This is a genomic window from Aeromicrobium sp. Leaf291, assembly GCF_001423365.1.
In the GTDB taxonomy this organism is placed as follows: domain Bacteria; phylum Actinomycetota; class Actinomycetes; order Propionibacteriales; family Nocardioidaceae; genus Aeromicrobium.
On the sequence record NZ_LMNM01000001.1, the window covers coordinates 1,851,715 to 1,871,357 of the forward strand.

16 protein-coding genes are annotated in these 19,643 nt (G+C 72.2%); 15 read left to right on the forward strand and 1 reads right to left on the reverse strand.

Going from position 1 to position 19,643, the window contains the following annotated elements:
• The first annotated feature begins 142 nt into the window (after nucleotides 1-142).
• The 14 genes from ASF35_RS09205 (at nucleotide 143) to ASF35_RS09270 (ending at nucleotide 14,811) form a co-directional block, all read left to right on the forward strand.
• Entirely contained in the window at nucleotides 143-1,633 is a 1,491-nt protein-coding gene (locus ASF35_RS09205; RefSeq protein ID WP_055966491.1) for a UDP-N-acetylmuramoyl-L-alanyl-D-glutamate--2,6-diaminopimelate ligase, read from the forward strand.
• On the forward strand, nucleotides 1,630-2,985 hold the full coding sequence (murF, locus tag ASF35_RS09210; protein WP_055965749.1) for a UDP-N-acetylmuramoyl-tripeptide--D-alanyl-D-alanine ligase: 1,356 nt from the start codon (nucleotides 1,630-1,632) through the stop codon (nucleotides 2,983-2,985). The genes ASF35_RS09205 and murF overlap by 4 nt, the downstream gene beginning before the upstream one ends.
• Nucleotides 2,986-3,060: 75 nt before the next feature.
• Nucleotides 3,061-4,125, forward strand: a complete 1,065-nt coding sequence (mraY, locus tag ASF35_RS09215; protein ID WP_055965751.1) for a phospho-N-acetylmuramoyl-pentapeptide-transferase — start codon at nucleotides 3,061-3,063, stop codon at nucleotides 4,123-4,125.
• Nucleotides 4,126-4,153: 28 nt separating this feature from the next.
• Entirely contained in the window at nucleotides 4,154-5,617 is a 1,464-nt protein-coding gene (murD, locus tag ASF35_RS09220; RefSeq protein WP_055965753.1) for a UDP-N-acetylmuramoyl-L-alanine--D-glutamate ligase, read from the forward strand.
• 126 nt (nucleotides 5,618-5,743) lie between these two features.
• Complete coding sequence (ftsW, locus tag ASF35_RS09225; protein WP_235493021.1) at nucleotides 5,744-6,928, forward strand: putative lipid II flippase FtsW; 1,185 nt, start codon at nucleotides 5,744-5,746, stop codon at nucleotides 6,926-6,928.
• Between the two features lie 3 nt (nucleotides 6,929-6,931).
• Nucleotides 6,932-8,017, forward strand: coding sequence for an undecaprenyldiphospho-muramoylpentapeptide beta-N-acetylglucosaminyltransferase (murG, locus tag ASF35_RS09230; protein WP_055965757.1), 1,086 nt, complete (start codon nucleotides 6,932-6,934; stop codon nucleotides 8,015-8,017).
• Nucleotides 8,014-9,453: a UDP-N-acetylmuramate--L-alanine ligase gene (murC, locus tag ASF35_RS09235; protein ID WP_055965758.1), complete on the forward strand. Its 1,440-nt coding sequence runs from the start codon at nucleotides 8,014-8,016 to the stop codon at nucleotides 9,451-9,453. The genes murG and murC overlap by 4 nt, the downstream gene beginning before the upstream one ends.
• Complete coding sequence (locus ASF35_RS09240) at nucleotides 9,450-10,175, forward strand: cell division protein FtsQ/DivIB (protein WP_056555621.1); 726 nt, start codon at nucleotides 9,450-9,452, stop codon at nucleotides 10,173-10,175. Before murC ends, ASF35_RS09240 begins: the two co-directional genes overlap by 4 nt.
• A gap of 201 nt (nucleotides 10,176-10,376) precedes the next feature.
• Nucleotides 10,377-11,546 (forward strand): cell division protein FtsZ, encoded by a 1,170-nt coding sequence (gene ftsZ / locus ASF35_RS09245; protein WP_055965763.1) that lies wholly within the window; start codon nucleotides 10,377-10,379, stop codon nucleotides 11,544-11,546.
• A 32-nt stretch (nucleotides 11,547-11,578) separates the two neighbouring features.
• On the forward strand, nucleotides 11,579-12,292 hold the full coding sequence (locus tag ASF35_RS09250) for a polyphenol oxidase family protein (RefSeq protein WP_055965764.1): 714 nt from the start codon (nucleotides 11,579-11,581) through the stop codon (nucleotides 12,290-12,292).
• A 19-nt stretch (nucleotides 12,293-12,311) separates the two neighbouring features.
• Nucleotides 12,312-13,025 (forward strand): YggS family pyridoxal phosphate-dependent enzyme, encoded by a 714-nt coding sequence (locus ASF35_RS09255; RefSeq protein WP_055965766.1) that lies wholly within the window; start codon nucleotides 12,312-12,314, stop codon nucleotides 13,023-13,025.
• Nucleotides 13,026-13,087: 62 nt separating this feature from the next.
• A complete protein-coding gene (locus tag ASF35_RS09260) occupies nucleotides 13,088-13,582 on the forward strand; it encodes a cell division protein SepF (protein ID WP_055965768.1) in 495 nt (164 codons plus the stop codon).
• A gap of 6 nt (nucleotides 13,583-13,588) precedes the next feature.
• On the forward strand, nucleotides 13,589-13,888 hold the full coding sequence (locus ASF35_RS09265) for a YggT family protein (RefSeq protein ID WP_055965771.1): 300 nt from the start codon (nucleotides 13,589-13,591) through the stop codon (nucleotides 13,886-13,888).
• Between the two features lie 113 nt (nucleotides 13,889-14,001).
• Nucleotides 14,002-14,811 (forward strand): DivIVA domain-containing protein, encoded by an 810-nt coding sequence (locus ASF35_RS09270; protein WP_055965773.1) that lies wholly within the window; start codon nucleotides 14,002-14,004, stop codon nucleotides 14,809-14,811.
• An 899-nt stretch (nucleotides 14,812-15,710) separates the two neighbouring features.
• On the opposite strand, the gene ileS is transcribed toward ASF35_RS09270, so the two are convergent.
• Complete coding sequence (gene ileS / locus ASF35_RS09275) at nucleotides 15,711-18,941, reverse strand: isoleucine--tRNA ligase (protein ID WP_055965775.1); 3,231 nt, start codon at nucleotides 18,939-18,941, stop codon at nucleotides 15,711-15,713.
• Between the two features lie 284 nt (nucleotides 18,942-19,225).
• Here ileS and ASF35_RS09280 point away from each other — a divergent pair, with 284 nt between their 5' ends.
• Nucleotides 19,226-19,627, forward strand: coding sequence for a TraR/DksA C4-type zinc finger protein (locus ASF35_RS09280; RefSeq protein ID WP_055965777.1), 402 nt, complete (start codon nucleotides 19,226-19,228; stop codon nucleotides 19,625-19,627).
• The last annotated feature ends 16 nt before the right edge of the window (nucleotides 19,628-19,643 follow it).

A 19,643-nucleotide genomic window follows, 5' to 3' on the forward strand; every position in this document is an offset into this window, starting at 1 on the left:
GTTCCTGGCTCGCGGGTGCTCGCTTGCTGGTGGCGGCGGCTACCGCACGGTGGGGGTGGAACGGGTTCCGGGGCGGGGTGAGGAGATGGCGGGGACTCGCTACGTTGGAATCGTGACGGACTCCGACGGCTCCACGGCGATCATGCGGACCCGGCCCAGGGAGGTTCGGGCGCTCACCCTCGCGGACGTGGCCGACCACCTCAGCGTGCCGGGGCCCGGGACGCCCGCGGACGCCACGGCGGTCACGGGCATCACGCTCAGCACGCGCACGGTGCGGCCCGGCGACCTCTACGCGGCCCTGCCCGGCGGCCGCGCGCACGGGGCCGACTTCGTCGACTCCGCCGAGACGGCAGGTGCGGTCGCCGTCCTGACCGACGCCGAGGGCGCGTCCCGCCTCTCCACGCTGCCCACGATCGTCGTGGACGGACCCCGGTCGCGACTCGCCGAGCTCAGCGCCTGGTTCCACGACCACCCGACCACGGCGTTCACGACCCTCGGCATCACCGGCACGCAGGGCAAGACCACCAGCACCTACCTGGCCGAGTCGGCCGTCGGCGCCGCCCGCAGCGCGGTCGTCGGCACCATCGGGACCCGGGTGCGGGGGATCGCGGCCGACTCGGCGCTGACGACCCCCGAGGCGCCGGACCTCCAGGCGCTCTTCGCGGTGATGCGCGAGGAGCAGGTCGAGCTCTGCGCGATGGAGGTCTCCAGCCACGCCCTCGTGCAGGGTCGCGTCGACGGCTTCGCCTTCGACGTCGCCACGTTCCTCAACCTCGGACGTGACCACCTCGACTTCCACCGCGACCTCGACGAGTACTTCGCGGCCAAGGCGAGCCTGTTCACCCCCGAGCACGCCCGGCGCGCCGTCGTGAACGTCGACGACGAGCACGGCCGACGCCTCGTCGAGCTGACCTCCCTGCCGGTCACGACCTTCTCGACGGAGGGACGGGTCGCCGACTGGCGCGCGGCCAACGTGCGCCCGCACCGCCTCGGGACGGACCTGGAGGTCCTCGGCCCCGACGGCCTGGAGCTGGAGCTGCACGTCCCCCTGCCCGGCGTGTTCAACGTCGCGAACGCCCTCGCGGTCATCTCGTCGCTCGCGACGGTGGGCCACGACCCGGCCGCGCTCGTCGCCGGCATCGAGACCAGCCGGGGCGTCCCCGGCCGCATGGAGCGGGTCGAGGCCGGCCAGAGCTTCACGGCCGTCGTCGACTACGCGCACAAACCCGACGCCGTCGAGGCGGTCCTGACGGCCCTTCGGCCGGTCACCGCAGGCCGGCTCGTCGTCGTGATCGGCGCCGGCGGCGACCGCGACCACGGCAAGCGGCCGCTCATGGGCGAGGTCGCGGCCCGCTACGCCGACCTCGTGGTGGTCACCGACGACAACCCCCGCACCGAGGACCCTGCCGCGATCCGCCGTGCCGTGCTCTCCGGAGCCTCCGGTGGCGCTGCCGAGGTCGTCGAGGTTCCGGGACGTCGCGACGCGATCGCCCACGCCGTGTCCGTCGCCGAGCTCGGCGACACCGTCGTGGTGGCGGGCAAGGGACACGAGCAGGGCCAGGAGGTCGGCGACGTGGTCCACCCGTTCGACGACCGGGACGTGCTGCGTGCCCTCATCGAGGAGCACGCATGATCCCGATGAGCCTCTCCGCGGTGGCCCAGGTGGTCGACGGCGTGGTGCACGGCGACGGCGACGTGGTGGTCACCGGTCCGGCCACCCTCGACTCGCGTGCGGTCGAGGGCGGCGGCCTCTTCGTCGCCCTGGCCGGCGAGCACGTCGACGGCCACGACTTCGTCCAGTCCGCGCTCGACGGGGGAGCGGTCGCGGTCCTCGGGTCCCGGCCGGTCGAGGCACCGACCGTCGTGGTCGACGACGTCACGGTCGCGCTCGGACGTCTGGCGCGCCACGTGGCCGACGAGATCGACGCCGAGGTCGTCGCGATCACCGGGTCGCAGGGCAAGACCAGCGTGAAGGACCTCGTCGCCCACCTGCTGGGTCGCGCGGGCCCGACCGTGGCGACGGCCGGCAACTACAACAACGAGCTCGGCGTCCCGATCACGGTCCTGCGGGCCGACCACGACACCCGCTACCTGGTGGTCGAGATGGGCGCCCGTGGGGTCGGGCACGTCGCCCGGCTGTGCGGCATCGCGCCGCCGGACGTGGCGGTCGTGCTGAACGTGGGCAGTGCGCACGTGGGCGAGTTCGGGTCGGTCGACAACATCGCCGTGGCCAAGGGCGAGATCGTGGAGGGTCTGCAGCCCGATGGCGTCGCGGTGCTCAACGCCGACGACGCGCGGGTCGCCGCCATGGCGGCGCGCGTGCCGGCCGGTGCCGCCGTGGTGCGGTTCGGCCGGACCGCCGACGGCCCCGACGACGTGCGCCTGGACGACGTCCACGTCGACGGGCGCGGCGAGCCGGACGTGACGCTCTCACGGGCAGGCCGACGCTGGACGACCCACGTGCCGCTGCCCGGTGCCCACCAGGGCCTCAACCTCGCGGCCGCCGTTGCGGTCGCCGCTGCCCTCGACCAGCGGGTCGACGAGCAGGTGCTCTCGGACTACCGCTCCGCCAGCGCCCAGCGGCTCCAGCGGCTCGAGCGGTCCGACGGCGTCGTCGTGCTCGACGACTCCTACAACGCCAACCCCGAGTCGGTGGTCGCCGCGATCGAGACGCTGCGGACGATCGACGCCACGCGCAGGGTCGCGGTCCTGGGGGAGATGCTCGAGCTCGGCGCCGAGGCCCACCTCCGGCACGTCGAGGTCGGCCGTGCGGCGGCCGACGCCGGCCTCGACCTCGTGCTGGCCGTCGGCCAGGGGGCCCGCGGGGTCGCCGAGGGCGCCGGTGCGCAGGCCCGCGAGGTGCCCGACGTCGACGTGGCGCTCACCACACTCCGCGCGTGGCTCGAGCCGGGAGACGTCGTGCTCGTGAAAGCATCGAGGGGAGCGCGCCTCGAGCGCGTCACGGCAGGACTCCTCGACGCCTGACCGGCATACTCGTGCACGACCCTGAGCCCGCCCACGTCCCCCCACCCCCCGAACCGCCGAGAGGATCCCGCCCCCATGCTCGCCGTCCTGATCGCCGCAGCCCTCGCCCTCGTCGGCACCCTCCTGGGCACCCGTGTGGCCATCCGGGTGCTCGTCAAGAAGGGCTACGGCCAGCTGATCCGCGACGACGGACCGACGTCGCACCACGTCAAGCGCGGCACGCCCACGATGGGCGGCACGGTGATCATCCTCGCGTCGCTCGTCGCCTACGCCGTCGCGAAGCTCGTGACCGGCTACGCGCCGAGCGCGTCGGCGATCCTGCTGCTGTTCCTCTTCGCCGGACTCGGCCTCATCGGCTTCCTCGACGACTACATCAAGATCTCCAAGCAGCGCAGCCTCGGGCTGCGCAGCAAGGCCAAGATGATCGGCCAGGTGCTCGTGGGCCTGGTCTTCGCGATCCTCGCCATCGGCTGGGAGGACGAGAACGGCCGCACCCCCATCTCGCACGCCATCTCGTTCACGAGGGACATCCCGGGGACCCAGCTGCCCACCGTGCTGCTCGTCGTGTGGGTGCTGCTCATGATCGCCGGGGCGAGCAACGGCGTGAACCTGACCGACGGCCTCGACGGTCTCGCGACCGGTGCCTCCGTCATGGTCTTCGGCGCCTTCATCATCATCAACGTCTGGCAGTACAACCAGAGCTGCGCGACGGAGGACGTCCTCGGCTGCTACGAGGTGCGGGACCCCCTCGACCTCGCCGTCGTGGCGGCCGCCATCACGGGCGCCTGCTTCGGCTTCCTGTGGTGGAACGCCTCCCCGGCCAAGATCTTCATGGGCGACACCGGCTCGCTGTCGCTCGGCGGCGCGATGGCCGGCTTCGCCCTCATGACCCGCACCGAGCTGCTGCTCGTGATCATCGGCGGCCTGTTCGTCGCCATCACCGCGTCGGTCATCCTCCAGGTGGCCTACTTCAAGGCCACCGGCGGCAAGCGGATCTTCCGCATGGCACCGCTGCAGCACCACTTCGAGCTGCTCGGCTGGGCCGAGATCACCATCGTGGTCCGCTTCTGGATCATCAGCGGCCTCTGCGTCGCGGCCGGGCTCGGCGTCTTCTACTGGGAATGGCTCGCCCGCCTGTGAGCGCGGCACCCACCACGGACGTGGTCGCATGAGTGCCGCGGAGCGTTCCGACGTCGGGTCCCTCGGCCGCGACGACGACTGGTCCGCCGTGCGCGCCGTGGTCACCGGCTTCGGCGTGAGCGGGTTCGCCGCCGCCGACACCCTGCAGCACCTCGGTGCCCACGTGGTCGTGCTCGACGAGAGCGCGCCCGCCGCCGGCTCGGCCCACGAGGAGCGGGCCACGCTGCTGGACACGCTGGGGGTCGACCTGCGACTGCGTGCTGGCAGCACGGCCGAGCTGCCCGACGACGTCGACCTGGTCGTCACCTCGCCCGGCTGGCGTCCGGAGGCGCCGGTCCTGCGGGCGGCCGCCGACCGTGGCCTCCCGGTGTGGGGCGAGGTCGAGCTGGCCTGGCGGCTGCGGGCCGCCGACGCGCCGCCCTGGCTGTGCGTCACCGGGACCAACGGCAAGACCACCACCGTCCAGATGCTCGACTCGATCCTGCGTGCGGCGGGCCTGCGCAGCGCCGCGGTGGGCAACGTCGGCCGCCCGGTGCTCGAGGCGGTCATGGACCCCGAGCCGCTGGACGTGCTGGCGGTCGAGCTGTCGAGCTTCCAGCTGCACTGGAGCGACTCGATCGCGGCCGAGGCCGCCGCGGTGCTCAACGTCGCCGACGACCACCTCGACTGGCACGGCTCGCTGGACGAGTACGCCCGCGCCAAGGGCCGCGTCTACGAGAACGTCGAGAAGGCGTGCGTGTACGCGGTCGAGGACCCCACCACCGAGCAGCTGGTCCGCGACGCCGACGTGCAGGACGGCGCCCGCGCCATCGGGTTCACGCTCGGGGTCCCCGCTCCCGGCATGCTCGGCGTGGTCGACGGCCTGCTCGCGGACCGTGCCTTCGCGCCCGACCGTCAGACCAGCGCCGCCGAGCTGGGCTCGGTGAGCGACCTGCCCGACGACGCACCCCACACCGTGGCCAACGCCCTCGCGGCAGCCGCCCTGGCCCGCGCCCACGGCGTCGAGGCCCGCGCCGTGCGCGACGGGCTGCGTGACTTCCGGCCCGGGCCGCACCGCTCCGAGCTGGTGGCCGAGATCGGCGGCGTCCGCTACGTCGACGACTCCAAGGCGACCAACCCGCACGCCGCGCTCGCGTCGCTGCGGGGGGTCCCGTCGGCCGTCTGGATCGCCGGGGGACTGGCGAAGGGTGCGCGCTTCGACGACCTCGTCGAGGCCGTCGCCGATCGGCTGCGCGGCGTGGTGCTCATCGGTGCCGACCGTGCGGTCGTCGCCGAGGCGCTGGCCCGACACGCGCCGGATGTGCCCGTGACGGAGGTCCTGGCCGGGGAGGATGAGTTCATGGACGACGTCGTCGCGGCTGCTGCAGCCATGGCCCGCCCCGGTGACTCGGTGCTGCTGGCCCCCGGATGCGCGTCCATGGACCAGTTCCGTGACTACGCCGCCCGAGGCGACGCGTTCGCCGCGTCGGTGCGACGGCTCCCCGGAGCGTGAGCGACTCATGAGCAGAGGCGTGAGCACTCATGAGCAGAGGCGTGAGCGACTCATGACCAGCGACGTGAGCGGCCGATGAGCACGACCGATCGCCGCCCGGCCCCCGGTGCAGGCGCCGGAGGTCCGATGAGCGGTGCCCAGCGCCTGCTCGACCGGCCCCTCGCGTCGTACCAGCTGGTGCTCGGGACCACGGCCCTGCTGCTCGGGCTCGGCCTGATCATGGTGCTCAGCGCGAGCTCCGTGCTGTCGCTGCAGGTGTACGGGAACTCCTTCGCGATCGTGCAGCGCCAGCTCGTGCTGGCCGTCGTGGGCCTGGTCGGCGCCTACCTCGTGACCCGGCTGCCGCTCGCGACCCTGCGCAAGCTCATCCTGCCCGGGCTCGTCGTGTCCATCGGCCTGACGCTCGCCACGTTCATCCCGGGCGTGGGCGTGGAGGTGAACGGCAACACCAACTGGATCCCGGTCGCGGCGGGCTTCCGGCTGCAGCCGTCGGAGTTCCTCAAGCTCGCGCTCGTGCTCTGGATCGCCGACCACTACGCGCGCCGGCAGAAGCACCTGGACACGCCGCGCCTCATCCTGCTGCCCATGCTCATCGTCGCCGGAGCGTGTGCCGCGCTCGTCGTGGCGCAGAACGACCTCGGCACGGCGCTCGTCCTCTTCGCCGTCATCGTCGGCATGCTCTGGGTCGCCGGACTGCCAGGACGCTACCTCGGCGCGATCGTGGCGTTCGTCGGCGTCCTGTGCGTGTTCTTCGTCGCCACCGCGCCGCACCGCGTGGCGCGCATGCTGAGCTTCCTCAACCCGCTCGCCGACCCGGACAAGGACGGCTACCAGGCCGTCCACGCGATGATGGGGTTCGCTCGGGGCGGCTTCGGCGGCGTCGGTCTCGGCGGCAGCCGGCAGAAGTGGGGCTCCCTTCCCGAGGCGCACACCGACTTCATCCTGGCCGTCGTCGGCGAGGAGCTCGGCCTCCTGGGCAGCCTCGTCGTCCTCGTCCTGTTCGTGCTGCTCGCCGTCGCGGGCGTGCGGATCGCCACGCGCAGCCGCGATCCCTTCGCTCGCTACGCCGCGGCCGGCATCACCGTCTGGATCACCGCCCAGGCCATGATCAACATCGCCATGGTGCTGGGTCTGCTCCCGGTCATCGGCATCCCGCTGCCGCTGCTCTCCTACGGCGGCTCGAGCGTGCTGGTCACCCTCGTGGGCTGCGGCGTCCTGCTGAGCTGCGCCACGACGGAGCCGGGGGCCAAGCGCGCCCTCGCCGCCAGCAAGGCCCGTCGCGCCCGACGCAACGCAGCCAGGAGGCGATGAGCGGTGCGCGCCCTGCTCGCCGGCGGTGGCACCGCCGGCCACACCTCGCCCCTGCTCGCCACGGCGGCCGTCCTGCGCGACGAGGGCGTGGACGTCACCTGCCTCGGCACCCCTCGTGGTCTGGAGACCACGCTCATCCCGGAGGCCGGGTTCCCGCTCGAGCTGGTGCCTCCGGTGCCGCTGCCCCGACGTCCCGGGATCGCCATGCTCCGGGTGCCCGGCCGTCTCCGCGCCGCCGTCGCCCAGACGCAGGACGTCTTCGAGCGCGTCAAGCCGCACGTGGTCGTGGGGTTCGGCGGCTACGTGTCGGTGCCGGCCTACCTCGTGGCCCGACGGATGCGCATCCCCCTGGTGGTGCACGAGGGCAACGCCAAGCCCGGCATCGCCAACCGGCTCGGAGCGCGCTTCACGACGCACGTGGCCACCAGCTTCCCCGACACGCCGCTGCGGCACGGGCGCTACGTCGGCCTGCCGATCCGGCGCCAGATCTCCGGGCTCGACCGCGCGGCCTCGCGTGCGGAGGGCCGCGCGCACTTCGGGCTCGACCCGGACCGTCCGACCCTCCTCGTCACGGGCGGCTCGCAGGGTGCCCGACGCATCAACCACGCGGTCAGCGGAGCTGCGCGGGACCTCGCCGAGGCCGGCATCCAGGTGCTGCACGCCGCGGGTCGTCCCGACGAGGTGGTGCTCGACCGTCCGGCAGGCGCCCCGCCCTACGTGGTTGAGCAGTACATCGACCGGATCGACCTCGCCTACGCCGCGGCCGACCTCGTGGTGTGCCGCGCGGGCGCCAACACGGTCACCGAGGTCGCGGCCGTGGGCCTTCCCGCGGCGTTCGTCCCGCTGCCGATCGGCAACGGTGAGCAGGCGCTCAACGCCCACCCCGTGGTCCAGGCCGGGGGCGGGCTGCTGATCGACGACGAGGCCATGACGCCGTCGTGGGTCGACCACGTGGTCGTCCCGCTCGTGCAGGACACGGAGCGCCTGGCCGCGATGTCGGCGGCCGCGCGCGACCTCGTGCCGCGCGACGCCGACGTCCGCCTCGCCCGCATGGTGGTCGCCGCGGCCGGACGGCAGCTGGGCCGATGAAGGTCCCCTTTCCCGACGCCGTGCCCGGACCCGACGGGCTGGGTCGCGTGCACCTGGTCGGCATCGGCGGCGCCGGGCTCTCGGCGATCGCCCGTCTCATGGCGCAGCAGGGGGTGTCGGTCAGCGGCAGCGACGCCGCCGACACCGACGTCGTCCGGGCCCTGCGGTCGGAGGGCATCACCGTGCACGTCGGTCACGCGGCCGAGCACGTGGCGGGCGTCGACACCGTGATCGTCTCGACCGCGGTCCGCGAGGACAACCCCGAGGTCGTCGCCGCCCGCGCGGCCGGCGCGCGCCTCTGGCCCCGGTCGGCCGGGCTGCGCTCGGTGATGTCCGGCCGTCGGACCGTCGCCGTGGCGGGCACCCACGGCAAGACCACCACCACCGCGATGCTGACGTGCGCCCTGGTGGGCGCGGGCGCGGAGCCGTCCTTCGCGATCGGCGCCGAGGTCGCGAGCCTCGGCACGAACGCCCGGCTCGGCGCGGGACACCTCCTCGTCGCCGAGGCCGACGAGAGCGACGGCGCCTTCCTGCACTACGAGCCCGCCGTGGCCGTCGTGACCAACGTCGACGCCGACCACCTGGACACGTGGGGCACCGAGGAGGCCTACGCCGCCGCCTTCGACGAGTTCGTCGGCACCGTCGCGGAGCTGCTCGTCGTGGGCGCCGACGACCCCGGCGCCGCCGCCCTCGTCGCGGTCGGGCGGGCTCGCGGCCTCGACGTGGTGACCACCGGAATCGACCCGTCGGCGCAGGTCCCCGACCACCCCGACGACGAGCTGAGGGCCCGCGACGTCCGTGTCGTCGAGGGCGCCACCACCTTCCTCGTCGACGGCATGGGCCTGTCCGGCCTGCCGGTGCAGCTGGCCGTGCCCGGTGCGCACTACGCCCAGGACGCCCTGCTGGCCCTGGCTGTCGGCCTGCGCCTCGGACACCCGGCCGACGCCCTCGTGGCCGGCCTGGCCACGTACGGGGGAGCCCGACGCCGCATGGAGCGCCTCGGCGCCGTCGACGGCGTCACGGTCTACGACTCGTACGCGCACCATCCCACCGAGATCCGCGCCGACCTGGCGGCCGCACGGTCGCTCGCCGGGGACGGTCGCCTCGTCGTCGTCTACCAGCCGCACCTGGTGAGCCGCACCCGTCGCTACGGCGCCGAGATGGGGCAGGCCCTGTCGTCCGCCGATCGCGTGGTGGTGGCCGACCTGTACCTCGCGCGGGAGGATCCCGATCCCGCCGTCACGGCCGCGCTCGTGGTCGACGCCGTCCACGGACCGCCGGCGTCGGCCGGTGGACCGGTGGAGTCGGTGCACGCGGCGCTCCTGCCCGAGCTGGGCGACGGCGACCTCGTGCTCACCCTCGGGGCCGGCGACGTCACCACGGTCGGACCGCGCATCCTCGAGGGTCTGCGGACCCGCGAGGCGTCGGGAGCATGAGCGAGGAACGGTTCGCCCTCCGGCGCCGACAGGACCGCCGTCGGCGCCTGCTGCGCTGGCTGGGGGGAGTGCTGGGCGTCGCCGCCGTCGTCGGGCTCGTGTGGGTGATCTGGTTCTCGGACCTGCTCGGTGTCCGCACCGTGCAGGTCGAGGGGCTCAGCACGTTGAAGCCGGAACAGGTGCGCACCGCGGCCGACCTGACCCCCGGTACCCCGCTCGCGCGGGTCGACACGTCCGCCGCTGCGGCCCGCGTGGCCAGGCTCGAACGCGTCGAGCACGTCGAGGTCGAGCGCAGCTGGCCGCGCACCGTCACGGTGGTCGTCACCGAGCGGACAGCGGTGGCCTGGACGAGGGTCGACGGCCGGATCCGGGCCCTCGACCGGTTCGGCGTGGACTTCCGGACCCTGTCGAAGGAGCCGAAGGGACTGGTGGAGGTCGCCACGACCGCCACGGAACCACGGCAGCGCCAGCTGGCGCTCGTGGCCGCGGCGTCGGTGGTCTCCCGACTCAGGGCCGACGCGCCCTCCCTCATGGAGCTCGTGCAGTCGGTCGACGCGCCGAGCCGTGACGCCGTCACCCTGGACCTGACGAAGGGCCGCACGGTCACGTGGGGGAGCGCGGCCAAGCCGGAGCAGAAGGTCCGGGTCCTCGAGGCCCTGCTGCGGATCGACGCGACCGGGTACGACGTGAGCGCGCCCGAGCAGCCGACCACGCGCCAGTAAGTCCGGCCGTCGGCCTCGGGAGGGGACACGGACGGCAACGAACCGGCGACACGCGGCGTGTCTGCGAGGTGGCCGTCGCGGTCGCGCGTAGCGTGAGCGTCAGACAGCAGGTTGACATAACTATAACCCTGTCGTTCACGTTAAGACTTACAACCTCACCGGCTCCACAGCTCGGCTCACCTCTCCTGAAAGGCATCGCACATGGCGGTCCAGAACTACCTCGCCGTGATCAAGGTCGTCGGCATCGGCGGCGGCGGCGTGAACGCCGTGAACAGGATGATCGAGGTCGGCCTCAAGGGCGTCGAGTTCATCGCGATCAACACCGACGCGCAGGCGCTGCTCATGAGCGACGCCGACGTCAAGCTCGACGTCGGCCGTGACTCGACCCGCGGACTCGGCGCCGGCGCCAACCCTGACATCGGCAAGCGCGCCGCCGAGGACCACGCGGAGGAGATCGAGGCGGCCATCAAGGGCGCCGACATGGTCTTCGTCACCGCGGGCGAGGGCGGCGGAACCGGCACCGGTGGTGCGCCGGTCGTCGCCCGCATCGCGCGCTCCCTCGGTGCCCTGACGATCGGCGTCGTCACGCGCCCGTTCACCTTCGAGGGCCGCAACCGCTCCGGGCAGGCCGACGCCGGCATCCAGGCGCTGCGCGAGGAGGTCGACACCCTCATCGTCATCCCGAACGACCGGCTGCTGTCGATCAGCGACCCCAACGTGAGCCTGCTGGACTCGTTCCGCCAGGCCGACCAGGTGCTGCACCAGGGCGTCTCGGGCATCACCGACCTGATCACCACGCCGGGCCTGATCAACCTCGACTTCGCCGACGTCAAGTCCGTCATGTCCGACGCGGGCTCGGCCCTCATGGGCATCGGCTCGGCGCGCGGTGAGCAGCGCGCGGCGGTCGCCGCCGAGATGGCCGTCTCCAGCCCGCTGCTCGAGGCGTCGATCGAGGGGGCCCGTGGGGTCCTGCTCTCGATCGCCGGCGGCTCCGACCTCGGCCTGTTCGAGATCAACGAGGCGGCCGGCCTGGTCGCCGACGCCGTGGACCCCGAGGCCAACATCATCTTCGGTGCCGTCATCGACGACGCCCTGGGCGACGAGGTCCGGGTGACCGTGATCGCGGCCGGGTTCGACGGCGGCGAGCCGAAGTCGCGCGACTCCTCCCAGCCGGCGCTGCTCAAGGAGCAGGGTGCCCAGGAGCAGGCCGCCACGCCTCCTCCCACGGCCGAGACCTACACCGGCGGCAAGTACTCCGCGTCCACGCAGGCCGACCCGGTGCCGTCGGGCGACCCCCGCTCCGTGCCGGCCCGCGAGCCGCGCGAGGTGCCCTACGGTGACGACCTCGACATCCCGGACTTCCTGCGCTGAGCAGGTCGGACGCGGGCGGTAGCGTCGACGACGTGTTCTTCCACCGCGACGACCTGGGGTGGGCCGAGATCGGCTTCACCGATGCCTCGACCGACCTGGGGCGCACGGACGACCCCGAGCACGTCGCCACGCGTCGTCGTGTGGCCGAGGGGCTCCGGGGTGAGGAGTCGACCGAGCGGCTCGAGGTGGCGTCGATGCACCAGGTGCACGGGGCCGACGTCGTGTCGGTGCGGCGGGAGTCGCTGAGGGCGTCGTTGCCGGCCCCCACGGCCGACGCGCTCGTCACGCGCGACGTCGACGTTGCGCTCGTCGTGCGCGTGGCCGACTGCACGCCGATCGTCCTGGCGAGCGACGTGAGCCCGATGGCTGCCGTCGTGCACGCGGGTCGGGAGGGTCTCGTGCGCGGCGTCGTGCCTGCGGCGGTCCAGGCGATGGTCCTCGACGAATCTCCGTCGCAGCTCCACGCCTGGGTCGGCCCGCGGGCCTGCGGACGCTGCTACGAGCTGCCGGAGGACATGGCCGACGCCGTCGAGTCCGCCGTGCCCGGCACCCGGTCCACCACGTCGTGGGGGACACCCGCGGTCGACGTCGGAGCCGGCGTGGTCTCCCAGCTGCGGGCGCTCGGCGTGACCGTGCACGACATCGGCCGCGACGCGTGCACGATCGAGGACGACCGCTTCTGGTCCCACCGCCGCCAGGGTGACCGGGCAGGCCGCATGGGCGCCGTCGTCGTCCTGCGCCACTGATCGAGGAAGAGGGAGTGCCATGAGCCGTCACGACGAGCTGGCCGCCAACCTGGCCGAGGTGCGCGAGCGGGTCCACGCCGCGTGCGCCGCTGCCGGCCGTGCGCCGGAGGAGGTGACCACGATCGTGGTCACCAAGACCTACCCGGCCTCCGACGTCGCGCTGCTGGCCGAGCTCGGTGTCACCGACGTGGGGGAGAACCGACACCCCGAGGCCGGCGACAAGCGAGCCGAGCTCGACGACCTCCTCGCCGACGGCGTCACCGCGCCACGCCTGCACTTCGTCGGGGGCCTGCAGACCAACAAGGCCGGGGCGGTCGCGCGCTACGCGGACGTGGTGCAGAGCGTCGACCGGGCCAAGCTGGCCCGATCCCTGTCCCGTGGGGCCGAGGCGGCCGAGCGTGACCTCGAGGTGCTGCTCCAGGTCGACTTCGACCTCGCCGACCCCGGCCGCTCCGGCACGGCGCCCGCCGACGTGGCGGCCCTGGCCGGCCTGGTGGCGGAGCTGCCCCGGTTGAGCCTGCGTGGGCTGATGACCGTCGCGCCCCTCGGCGTGCCGCCGCGGCCGGTGTTCGAGCAGCTGCGTGAGCTCGGTGACACGGTGCGCGCGACCCACCCGGGCGCGGACGTCGTGTCGGCCGGCATGAGCGGCGACTTCGAGGACGCCGTCGCCGCGGGCGCGACACACCTGCGAATCGGGCGCGCGGTCCTGGGGGAGAGGGCAACTCTCCGGTAATCTCACCAGTGTCGTTCACGACACTTCGACCACCCCGCTCACCTGCAAACCACGGAGACATCATGGCTGGCGCAATGCGAAAAGTCGGCGAGTACCTCGGCCTGGTCGAGCAGGCCGAGTACGACGAGTTCGACGACGAGCCCACCGGACCGATCGCCGTCCGTCGCGACGACGAGCGCAGCGCCGCCGTCGTGCGCACCCCCGAGCGTCGAGCCCAGGTCGCGTCGATCGACGAGCACCGCCGCGCGCCCCGCGCCGTCGAGCCGGCGCCGTCGATGCTCGCGCGCATCGAGACGGTCACGCCGCGCACGTACAACGACGCCCGCACCGTGGGCGACCACTACCGGTCCGGCGTGCCGGTCATCATGAACCTCTCCGAGATCGACGACGACGACGCCAAGCGCCTGGTCGACTTCGCCGCCGGCCTCGTCTTTGCCGTGCATGGCACGATCAACCGTGTCACCGCCAAGGTCTTCCTGCTGTCGCCCGAGAACATCGAGGTGACCGACGAGGACAAGCAGCGCATCGCTGCGGGCGGGTTCTACAACCACGGCTAGGGAGACATGGCACTGAACTCCATCGGGCAGGTCATCTCGTTCGTCCTGCTCGTCTGCATCCTCGTGCTGCTCGCGCGGTTCATCCTGGACTGGGTCCAGCTGTTGGCCCGGTCCTGGCGCCCCAGCGGCGTCGTGGCCGTCCTCTGCGAGGGCATCTACACCGTCACCGACCCGCCGCTGCGCGTGGTGCGTGGCGTGATTCCGCCCATCCGTCTGGGTGGCGCGGCGCTGGACCTCTCGCCGATGATCCTGCTGGTCGTGATCTACATCCTGCAGGCGATCGTCAACCGCACCATGGTGCAGTGACGCGCCGGTGGATCCCGTTCGACTGGGACGGGTGTGGCAGCAGTGAACGGTGACCGAGTACGGTGGGTCAGAACCACAGATCTTGCGACGAAACCACGACACGAGGTGAACTCATGCCCCTGACGCCAGAGGACGTGCGCAACAAGCGCTTCACTCCGGTACGTCTCCGCGAGGGTTACGACATGGGCGAGGTGGACCAGTTCCTCGACGAGGTCGAAGCCGAGCTGGAGCGACTCACCGTCGAGAACGAGGAGCTGCGCGCCAAGGTCGCCGCTGCCTCGACCGGCGAGCCCACCGGCCTGATCCCGGCGATCAAGCCCGAGCCGACGCCGCAGCCCGTGGCCGCCGAGCCCGAGCCCGAGCCGACTCCCGAGCCCGAGCCGGAGCCGGTCGTCGAGAAGAAGCCCGAGCCCGAGCCGGAGCCCACTCCCGCGCCCGTCGTGGCCGCTGCGCCCGCGCGCAACAGCATGGGTGATGCATCCTCGGCTGCGGCCCGACTGCTGGAGATCGCGTCCAACAACGCGGACCAGCTGATGGACCAGGCCAAGGAGGAGGCCGACCGCATCGTCGGTGAGGCCCGCACCAAGGCCGAGCGCCTGACGAACGAGTCGCGCGGCAAGGCCGACCGGCTCGAGACCGACGCCCGCATCCGCGCGCAGAAGCTCGACGACGAGACCAACGAGCGTCGCCAGCAGGCCGTCGCGGCCATCGAGCGGGAGCGCTACGAGCTCCAGCGCGAGGTCGAGCACCTGCGGGCTTACGAGCGTGAGTACCGGGCCCGGCTCAAGAACTACTTCCAGAGCCAGCTCGACCAGCTCGCGGCCAACGAGAACACCCCGGCCCCGGCGCAGAACCAGAACGACGGCTCGCCCCGTCGTCTGCGCTCGCTGCTCGGCGACGAGGACAGCAACGCCTCGCTCTGAGTACCAGCCACCACGCAGGGCCCGCCACCGTCACGGTGGCGGGCCCTCGTGCGTTCGGGTAGGTGTCGTCGGGCTGCGCGTCGCTTCCTGCTTGGGCCCGGCGGCCACGTCGCCCCGGGTGGGTCCTCCCGTGCTGCTGCGTTGCTGTGGTGGGTCTTCCCGTGCTGCTGCGTTGCTGTGACCCCGAAGCGGGTCGTTCTCCGAAAGGGCCTCGACCGCAGCGGTGGGTCCGGGCTCGGCTGGGTCTGCGGGGCGCGGCCACGAATCTCCATCTGTGCGCGATCCGCGCACGGTTCGTCCTTTGTGTGGATCGTGCCTCGCGAAGGAAGAATCGTGGCGACGAGGAGGGCTCGTACGGGCAGTGATGCTCCCTTTCCGCGGAACGGTCCACGAGAAGGGAGAATCCCTGCCCGCCCGCCGCGCGAGTCGCCCCGGCGGACGCAAGATTCTGCCTTCGTGTGCTGAAGTCCGAACGATGCTGCGTTGGTGACGGGATCCCGTAGCGAACGCAGCATCCTTCGCCCCCTCACACACGAACGCAGAATCTTGCGTCACCCCCAGCCACGCTCCGAAAGCTCACCCGAGCCCGGACCCCACCGCCGGTCGAGGCCTTTCGGAGAGCAGGTCTACTCGCAGCCACAGCGACGCAGCAGCATGGAACGACCCCCACCCGCAGCGACGCAGCAGCATGGAACGACCCCCACCCGCAGCGACGCAGCAGCATGGAACGACCCCCACCCCCAGCGACGCAGCAGCAGGGAACGACCGGCCCGGAGCAGCGCAGCAGCACGGGAACCTCACTCCAGCACGGATAGCAAGCCGTGCAGACGTGGGAAAGCCGTGCGGTGCGGGAGATTCCCAGGTCGACCTGGGAATCTCCCGCACCCTCGCGGGGAGGGTCAGGCCTTCGTGACCGCGACGCGGGCGGTCGCGCCGGTGACGTCGATCGGCGTGCCGTCGGGCAGGTCGCCCAGCGAGACCGAGGTCGCCAGGGTCTCGCCCGCGACGAGCGCCTCGTGGGTGCGGACCGCGGCCAGCACGGCGTCGTCGCCGTCCAGGTGGAGCGTGATGCGGTCGGAGACCGACAGGCCGGCGTCGCGCCGGGCCTGCTGCACGCCGCGCACGACGTCGCGCGCCAGGCCCTCGGCCTCCAGCTCCGGCGTCACCGTGGTGTCCAGCGCCACGAAGCCGCCGCCCGGAAGCACCGCGATCTCCGTGCCACCGGACGACCCGGCCACCTGCTCGAGCGTGTACTCGCCCTCCTGCAGCTCGATGCCGCCGGACGTGACGGTGCCGTCGTCGGCGACCGACCAGTCGTCGGTCTTCGACCCGCGGATCGCGTGCTGGACGTCCTTGCCCAGCCGGGGTCCGGCCGCGCGGGCGTGCACGGTCAGCCGCGACGTGAGTCCGTGGGCGGCCGCCTCGTCGGAGTCGGCCGCGATCAGCCGCACGTGCTTCACGTTGAGCTCGCGGGCCACCACGTCCTCGAAGCCCTCGAGGGCGCCGGGATCGGGCACGGCCACCTCGAGCGACGCGAGCGGGAGCCGCACACGCAGCGCCGAGGCCTTGCGCAGCGCCGAACCGGTCGAGCAGACGGCGCGGACCTGGTCCATCGCGTCGACGAGGGCGTCGTCGCGCACGTAGGCGTCGGCGTCGGGCCAGTCGGTGAGGTGCACCGACCGTCCACCGGTGAGGCCGCGCCAGATCTCCTCCGTCGTCAGGGGGAGCAGGGGGGCGACCACCCGGCAGACGGTCTCCAGGACCGTGTGCAGCGTGTCGAACGGCGCCCGCTGCTCGGCCGTGAGCTTCGCACCGGCGTCGGCCAGCCAGAAGCGCTCCCGCGAGCGTCGGATGTACCAGTTCGTGAGCACGTCGAGGAACTCGCGGGTCGACTCGCAGGCCTCCGCGATCGCGTAGTCGTCGAGCTGGGTCGTCATGTCGCGCACCCACCGGCCCAGCTTGGCCAGCACGTAGCGGTCGAGCGGGTCGCTCGGCGCCGACGTGAGCGGCTGGCCCTCGTAGCCGGCGGCGTTGGCGTAGAGGCCGAGGAACGCCCAGCTGTTCCAGAGCGGGATCATCACCTGGCGGACGCAGTCGCGGATGCCCTGCTCGGTGACCACGAGGTTGCCACCCCGCAGGATCGGCGACGCCATGAGGAACCAGCGCATCGCGTCGGCGCCGTCGCGGTCGAAGACCTCCGAGACGTCGGGGTAGTTGCGCAGGGACTTGCTCATCTTGTTGCCGTCGGACCCGAGCACGATGCCGTGGCTGACGCACGCCTCGAACGCCGGGCGGTCGAACAGCGCCGTGGCCAGAACGTGCAGCGTGTAGAACCAGCCGCGCGTCTGGCCGATGTACTCGACGATGAAGTCGGCGGGGAAGTGGTCCTCGAACCAGTCCCCGTTCTCGAACGGGTAGTGCACCTGGGCGAACGACATGGAGCCCGAGTCGAACCAGACGTCGAGCACGTCGGGCACGCGGCGCATCATCGACCGGCCGGTCGGGTCGTCGGGGTTCGGGCGCACCAGGTCGTCGACGTACGGCCGGTGGAGGTCGGGGACGCCGTCCTTCATCGGGAGCGTGCCGAAGTCCCGCTCCAGCTCCTCGAACGAGCCGTAGACGTCGAGCCGCGGGTAGGCGGGGTCGTCGCTCTTCCACACGGGCACGGGGGAGCCCCAGAAGCGGTTGCGCGTGATCGACCAGTCGCGCGCGTTCTCGAGCCACTTGCCGAACTGGCCGTCGCGGATGTGGTCGGGGACCCAACGGATCTGCTGGTTCAGCTCGACCATGCGGTCCTTAAACGCCGTGACCTGCACGAACCACGACTCCACGCCCTTGTAGATGAGGGGCTCGCGGCAGCGCCAGCAGTGCGGGTAGGAGTGGTCGTACGTCTCGCGACGCAGCAGGATCGTGCCCGGGGAGACCGAGCCGGTGCCGTTCTTCAGGTCCTCGATGACGTGCGGGTTCGCGTCGAAGACCTGCATGCCCTCGTAGTCGGTGACCGGCACGGTGAACCGGCCGTCCTTGCCCACGGGCATGACGGCCACGATGCCCTCGCGGTCGGTGACCTCCTTGTCGACCTCGCCGAACGCGCCGGCGCTGTGCACGAGGCCGGTGCCGTCGGTGGTGGTCACGGCGTCGTCGGCGGCCACGACGCGGAACGCGTTCTCGTGACCGACGAAGTAGCTGAACGGCGGGGTGTACGACAGCCCGAGGAGGTCGGCGCCGGCGCCGCGCCAGACCACGGTGGGCTCGTCACCGAGCTCGCGGGCGTAGGCGCCCAGGCGTGCCTCGGCGAGCACCAGTCGAGTGCCCTCGTGCTCGACCGCGACGTAGTCGATGCCGGTGCCGACCATGACGGCCAGGTTGCTCGGCAGGGTCCAGGGCGTCGTGGTCCAGATCATCAGCCGCGCGCCGGCCAGGGGGCCGTCGCCGGTGATCTCGAAGCCGACGGTGACCGCCGGGTCCTGGCGGTTCTGGTAGACGTCGTCGTCCATGCGCAGCTCGTGGTTGGACAGGGGCGTCTCGTCGTTCCAGCAGTAGGGCAGCACGCGGAAGTCCTCGTACACGAGGCCCTTGTCGTGCAGCTGCTTGAACGCCCAGATGACCGACTCCATGTACTCCGGGTTGAGCGTGCGGTAGTCGTTCTCGAAGTCCACCCACCGGGCCTGGCGGGTCACGTACTCCTCCCACTCGCCGGTGTACTTCAGCACCGAGGCGCGGCAGGCCTCGTTGAACCGGTCGATGCCCATCTCGACGATCTCGTCGGTCGTCTTGATGCCGTTGAGGCGCATGGCCTCGAGCTCGGCGGGCAGGCCGTGCGTGTCCCAGCCGAACCGGCGCTCGACCTTGCGGCCCCGCATGGTCTGGTAGCGCGGGACCACGTCCTTGACGTAGCCGGTCAGCAGGTGGCCGTAGTGCGGGAGCCCGTTGGCGAACGGGGGACCGTCGTAGAAGACGAACTCGTTCGAGCCGTCGGCGCCGCCGTCGCGGGCCTCGACGCTCGCCCGGAAGGTGCCGTCGCTCTTCCAGTACGCGAGGACGCGCTCCTCGATCTCGGGGAAGCGAGGGGTGGAGGGGACGGCGGTCGCGGGCTGGTCGGTGCCCGTCTGAGCCTTCGGGTAGGTCATGGCGGCTGCTCCTCGGTGGTCTGCTCTGCTCGAGGACGACCCTGGAAGGACCGCGGTACCACCTCGGTTGCCACCCCCGGACCTGCCGGCTGCGACCACTCGTCGAACGGCTGTGACGGGCCACCCGTCCGGTTCTACTGAGGGCCCGCGAGGGACCCCGTTCTTCCGGAAGCTCGCCGCTGATGACGGCTCGAACGCTGTGCCTGACAGGGTACCCCGCAGGCGGGGGAGCCGGGGCACAGGGCGAAGTTGTGCGGTGGACCTGCCGGGTCTACTGTCTGGCCATGCCCAAGACCACCCTGGCCGTGCGGGCGGACGAAGATCCGTGGACCGCCGACGAGACCGCGGCCATCCGCGTCGAGCTGGAGGACGACCTCCTCCGCCTGCGCAAGGAGCTCGACCTCTCCGCCAAGGAGCTGCAGGACCTGTTGCGGGACGGCGTCGACGGTGCCGGCAACGACCAGGCCGACGTCGGCTCCAACAGCCTCGAGCGTGACGCCGAGATGTCCCTGGCCGCCAACCAGCGCGAGCTGCTGCTGCAGACCGAGAAGGCCCTCGACCGGCTCGGCAAGGGCACCTACGGCGTGTGCGAGGTGTGCGGCGAGGCGATCGGCAAGATGCGTCTGCAGGCCTTCCCCCGCGCCACGCTGTGCAAGGAGTGCAAGCAGCGCGAGGAGCGTCGCTGAGCCGAGCCCGGCTCGT

Coding starts and splice junctions, on each gene's coding strand:
- ASF35_RS09240 (WP_056555621.1), top strand. CDS start 9,450: ATGAGCGAGGAACGGTTCGCCCTCCGGCGCCGACAGGACCGCCGTCGG.
- mraY (WP_055965751.1), top strand. CDS start 3,061: ATGCTCGCCGTCCTGATCGCCGCAGCCCTCGCCCTCGTCGGCACCCTC.
- ftsW (WP_235493021.1), top strand. CDS start 5,744: ATGAGCGGTGCCCAGCGCCTGCTCGACCGGCCCCTCGCGTCGTACCAG.
- murC (WP_055965758.1), top strand. CDS start 8,014: ATGAAGGTCCCCTTTCCCGACGCCGTGCCCGGACCCGACGGGCTGGGT.
- ASF35_RS09265 (WP_055965771.1), top strand. CDS start 13,589: ATGGCACTGAACTCCATCGGGCAGGTCATCTCGTTCGTCCTGCTCGTC.
- ftsZ (WP_055965763.1), top strand. CDS start 10,377: ATGGCGGTCCAGAACTACCTCGCCGTGATCAAGGTCGTCGGCATCGGC.
- murD (WP_055965753.1), top strand. CDS start 4,154: ATGAGTGCCGCGGAGCGTTCCGACGTCGGGTCCCTCGGCCGCGACGAC.
- ASF35_RS09270 (WP_055965773.1), top strand. CDS start 14,002: ATGCCCCTGACGCCAGAGGACGTGCGCAACAAGCGCTTCACTCCGGTA.
- ileS (WP_055965775.1), bottom strand. CDS start 18,941: ATGACCTACCCGAAGGCTCAGACGGGCACCGACCAGCCCGCGACCGCC.
- murF (WP_055965749.1), top strand. CDS start 1,630: ATGATCCCGATGAGCCTCTCCGCGGTGGCCCAGGTGGTCGACGGCGTG.
- ASF35_RS09260 (WP_055965768.1), top strand. CDS start 13,088: ATGGCTGGCGCAATGCGAAAAGTCGGCGAGTACCTCGGCCTGGTCGAG.
- ASF35_RS09255 (WP_055965766.1), top strand. CDS start 12,312: ATGAGCCGTCACGACGAGCTGGCCGCCAACCTGGCCGAGGTGCGCGAG.
- ASF35_RS09205 (WP_055966491.1), top strand. CDS start 143: ATGCGGACCCGGCCCAGGGAGGTTCGGGCGCTCACCCTCGCGGACGTG.
- ASF35_RS09280 (WP_055965777.1), top strand. CDS start 19,226: ATGCCCAAGACCACCCTGGCCGTGCGGGCGGACGAAGATCCGTGGACC.